Source organism: Aeromonas sp. A35_P (genome assembly GCF_002259925.1).
In the GTDB taxonomy this organism is placed as follows: Bacteria; Pseudomonadota; Gammaproteobacteria; order Enterobacterales; family Aeromonadaceae; genus Aeromonas; species Aeromonas dhakensis.
Map to the genome: position 1 here is coordinate 1 of NZ_NEVB01000129.1, position 4688 is coordinate 4688.

The 4688-nt window shown below is 62.4% G+C and carries 4 protein-coding genes; 3 read left to right on the forward strand and 1 reads right to left on the reverse strand.

Annotation, left to right across the window (positions count from 1 at the left end):
- Positions 1 to 39 precede the first annotated feature (39 nt).
- Positions 40 to 525 (forward strand): cell division inhibitor, encoded by a 486-nt coding sequence (locus tag CAK78_RS09180; RefSeq protein WP_094697077.1) that lies wholly within the window; start codon positions 40 to 42, stop codon positions 523 to 525.
- Positions 526 to 945: 420 nt separating this feature from the next.
- Here CAK78_RS09180 and CAK78_RS09185 read toward each other — a convergent pair whose 3' ends face one another.
- Complete coding sequence (locus CAK78_RS09185) at positions 946 to 2469, reverse strand: fumarate hydratase (protein WP_010634118.1); 1524 nt, start codon at positions 2467 to 2469, stop codon at positions 946 to 948.
- Between the two features lie 248 nt (positions 2470 to 2717).
- Between CAK78_RS09185 and pabB the strand changes: the two genes are divergently transcribed.
- Both pabB and CAK78_RS09195 read left to right on the forward strand, forming a co-directional pair.
- Complete coding sequence (gene pabB, locus CAK78_RS09190; protein ID WP_176452730.1) at positions 2718 to 4052, forward strand: aminodeoxychorismate synthase component 1; 1335 nt, start codon at positions 2718 to 2720, stop codon at positions 4050 to 4052.
- A gap of 50 nt (positions 4053 to 4102) precedes the next feature.
- On the forward strand, positions 4103 to 4669 hold the full coding sequence (locus CAK78_RS09195) for a CoA pyrophosphatase (protein WP_005300376.1): 567 nt from the start codon (positions 4103 to 4105) through the stop codon (positions 4667 to 4669).
- Positions 4670 to 4688 lie beyond the last annotated feature (19 nt).

Sequence of the window (4688 nt, forward strand, 5' to 3'; positions counted from 1 at the left end):
GTATACACATACAGCATGGTTATTCATACAGGAAAACATATGAGCCAGCCCATGAGCCACACCCTTGTCTCCGTCGCCAGCATGAGCAGCCCCTGGCCCACCCGCCATCAGGGCAAGCAGGACGAATATAACCACTCTGCGAGCCTCACCCGGGAGCCGCCGCTGCTCGATGAGCTGGTGCGCTTGAGCCAGGGTGACACGGGCTGGATCCTGCTCATTGCGCCACCCGGTCTGCCCGTGGCCAAACAGTTGCAGGCACAGGGGATCAATCCGGCTCGGGTACTGGTGGTACACAGCCCCAAGATCAAGAACTGGCAATCCACGCTGGAGCAGAGTCTGGGCAACGGCCGCTGCGCCGCCGTGCTGACCTGGTTGCCGGAACAGGTCACGCTGGATCGGGCCAAGCTGAGCAAGCTGGGGCAACGCTGCGGCGTATTGACCCGTTTCTTCGAGCCAGTCGCCTCCTCTCCCGCTCATGGTGGCCCGCTGATCTATGGCGGACAGGATGTCTATCTCAATCACTGATCCCCCCAATCGAGTGAGAAGACATGCGATTAGGTTGGTTTGACCGCGGTTTTTGAGTTGGGTGATGAATCGCTTGGCCATCACCGAGTGATAAAAGCCCATGCCACCAGACAACAGTGGCACGGGCGAAGCAACGCCAGCCGACTGACAGTCGTGGGCTCCAGCGTTGACAGCCTTGTGCACCACACACAGAGCAGCAGTTGGCAGTTGGCAGTTGGCAGTTGGCAGTTGGCAGTTCAAATTCGCACGAATGACACGCAGACAAAAAGAAAAGGCGACCCTGGGGTCGCCTTCGTTTTGTTTGTTATGGCTGAGGCTGCATGACGGCCACATCCATGGCAGTCGCGCATCGCCCCCGTTCACTCAGGACTAAAGACCCGTCTCCATACCGCAGGTGAACAGCCCTCAGACACCTTCAACTCACGCCAGCTTGCCATCGAGCTCGGCAATCTTGGCAGACCAGTAGGCCGGCCCGGTCTCGTGGATATTGTTGCCCTGGGAGTCGACCGCCACGGTTACCGGCATGTCCTCGACTTCAAACTCATAGATGGCTTCCATACCCAGATCGGCGAAGGCCACCACCCGCGCCTTCTTGATGGCTTTGGCCACCAGATAGGCGGCGCCACCGACGGCCATCAGATAGACGGCCTGGTGCTGCTTGATGCTCTCGACCGTCTTGGGGCCTCGCTCGGACTTGCCGATCATGCCGATGAGGCCGGTTTCCCCCAGCATCATGTCGGTGAACTTGTCCATCCGGGTAGAGGTAGTCGGGCCGGCCGGGCCGACCACTTCGTCACGCACGGCATCGACCGGGCCTACGTAATAGATGAAGCGGTTGGTGAAATCGACCCCTTCCGGCAGCCCCTCACCTTTTTTCAGCATGTCGGCAATGCGCTTGTGAGCGGCATCGCGACCGGTGAGGATCTTGCCGGAGAGCAGCACGGTATCCCCGCTCTTCCAGCTGGCGAGCTCTGCCTTGGTGATGCCGTCGACATTGACCCGGCGCACGTTGCCGCCAGCCGAGCGGGTGATCTCCGGCCAATCTTCCAGTTTCGGCGGGGTCAGTTCGGCCGGGCCGGAACCATCCAGCTCGAAGTGGACATGGCGGGTGGCCGCGCAGTTGGGGATCATCACCACCGGCTTGGAGGCGGCATGGGTCGGGGCGGACTTCACCTTCACGTCCAGCACGGTCGTGAGGCCGCCGAGGCCCTGGGCACCGATGCCGAGCTTGTTGACCTTGTCGTAGAGCTCGACCCGCAGCTTCTCTTCGGTGGTCTCGGGACCACGAGCGATCAGTTCCTGAATGTCGATGTGCTCCATCAGGGCCTCTTTGGCTAGCACCGCCGCTTTTTCGGCAGTACCGCCGATGCCGATGCCCAGCATGCCGGGCGGACACCAGCCGGCCCCCATGGTCGGCACGGTTTTCAGCACCCACTCGACGACGTCGTCGGAGGGGTTGAGCATCACCATCTTGGATTTGTTCTCGGAGCCGCCGCCCTTGGCCGCGATGCTCACTTCCACCTTGTTGCCCGGGATCATGTCGATGTGCACCACGGCCGGGGCGTTGTCTTTGGTGTTCTTGCGGCTGCCGGCGGGGTCGGCCAGCACGGAGGCGCGCAGCGGGTTGTCCGGATTGGTGTAGGCGCGGCGCGTCCCTTCATCCACCATCTCCTGCACCGTCATGTCGCTGTCCCACTGCACCTGCATGCCAATCTTGACGAAGCAGGTGACGATGCCGGTATCCTGGCAGAGCGGACGATGACCTTCGGCGGACATGCGGGAGTTGATCAGGATCTGGGCCAGGGCATCCTTGGCGGCCGGGTTGATCTCCCGGTCATAGGCAGCCTTGGCGGCATGCACGAAATCGAGGGGGTGGTAGTAGGAGATGTACTGCAGGGCGTCGGCGATGGAATCGATAAAATCCTGTTTTTTAATGATGCTCATATCATCCTCACTGGTCCTTGTCTCCCGTGTTGGTTGGAGCAAGGGCTTCCATATGAGCCGTGCTTCGATGGGGTGGTGCCAGGCGGTCTGCCTGTCTGCCCGATAAGACAACGGCGCGTTTTTTCTAAAAATTCCGGCGCCTATGATACGCTTGCCACCCCCGTACCGGCTAGGGAGCAGGCTGCAAACTGTTGCCTGTGTAACAAAAAATGAAACCAACGCTGCATATCCACCATTTTGAACACCAGATGGCGCTCCATGCGCTGTTCGCCCGCCTTCACCACCTGCCCTGGGCCATGTTGCTGGGATCCGCCGGCCCGCTGGGTGCGGACAACCGCTTTGACATCATCACCGCCGATCCGCTGGCCACCCTGCAGACGGACGGGGCGCTGACCCGCATCGAGCAGGGAGAGCAACACGAGTCCAGTGAAGATGATCCGCTGACCTTGCTGGCCCGGTGCCAGCGCGACCTGCTGGGAGAGATCACCACTCAAGCGACCCCCCTGCCCTTCATCGGCGGGGCACTCGGCCTGTTTGGCTATGATCTGGGCCGCCGCTTCGAGCGTCTGCCGAACCTGGCCGCCCGCGACGTCACCATCCCTGACATGGCGGTCGGCATCTATGACTGGGCCCTGCTGCGGGAGGTGGCAACAGGCAAATGGCAGCTGGTGCACTGGGGCGACGAGGCCGGCCTTGCCCGCCGGCTGCAGTGGCTGGAGGCGCAGCACGAGCTTGCCGCAGACCCCTTCGCCCTTGCAGGCCCCTGGCGCAGCAACATGAGCCGCGCCGAATATGGCGACAAATTTGCTAGGGTGCAGGCCTATCTGGCGGCAGGGGATTGCTATCAAATCAACCTGACCCAGCGTTTCAGCGCCCCCTATCGGGGTGACGAGTGGCAGGCCTACCAGGCGTTGTCACGGGCCAACCGCGCCCCCTTCTCGGCCTTCCTGCGCTTGCCGCAAGGGGCCATCCTGAGCCTCTCGCCCGAGCGTTTCCTGCTGCTCGACCAGCGCCACATCGAGACCAAACCCATCAAGGGCACTCGTCCGCGGCTGGCCGACCCAGCGCTGGATCAGGCCAGTGCCCACGAGTTGGCGGAGGCCGACAAGGACAGATCGGAAAATCTGATGATCGTGGATCTGCTGCGCAACGACATCGGCCGGGTGAGCCGGCCCGGTTCGGTCAGCGTGCCCAGCCTGTTTGCGGTGGAATCCTTCCCGGCGGTGCACCACCTTGTCTCCACCATTCACGGTGAGCTGGATGACCGCTGGCAAGGCGTGGATCTGCTGCGCGCCTGCTTCCCCGGTGGCTCCATCACTGGCGCCCCCAAGATCCGGGCCATGGAGATCATCGAGGAGCTGGAGCCCCAGCGGCGCAACGCCTACTGCGGCAGCATCGGCTACCTCAGCCAGCACGGCCGGATGGACACCAGCATCTGCATCCGCACCCTGCTCGCCGCACAGGGCCAGCTCCACTGCTGGGCCGGTGGCGGCGTCATCGCCGACTCCGACGTGAACGACGAATATCAGGAGACCTATGACAAGGTGGCCCGCATCCTGCCGCTGCTGGACGCACTGCGTTGAAAACCTGACAAAATGATCTCAGCGAATTGAAGGAGTGAAGAAGAATCGAGATGGAACGAGCCGAACTGCTGACCCGTTTTTTGTTGCAACGCCCCGCCCCCGCTCACCGGCTGACGGTGGCCGGGCTCAAGCCCGCCGCCGTGCTGCTACCGCTGGTTGAACGGGCCGACGGCCTGCAATTGCTGCTGACCCGGCGCAGCCCGCACCTGCGCCACCATGCGGGACAGATAAGTTTCCCCGGTGGCAGGCAGGATCCGGATGACCGGGATCTGATCCACACGGCGCTGCGGGAAACCCAGGAGGAGCTCGGCATAGTCCCGGCCCAGATAGAGGTGCTTGGCACCCTCGCTCCCCTCAACACCGTCTCGCAATATGACGTGCTGCCGGTGCTGGGACTGGTAGCGGCCGACTATCAGCTCACCCTGAGCCGGGACGAGGTCGACCAGGCCTTCGAAGTGCCGCTCAACCACCTGCTGGATCCGCGCCACCATATCGCCCTGACCATTCCCAGAGCCGATCACCTGCACACCATCTATTGGATCCCTTGGCAGGACCACTTTATCTGGGGTGCAACCGCCAGCATGATCCGCCAGCTGTCACGGCAACTCTCCAGATAACATATTGCCAACAAATGCC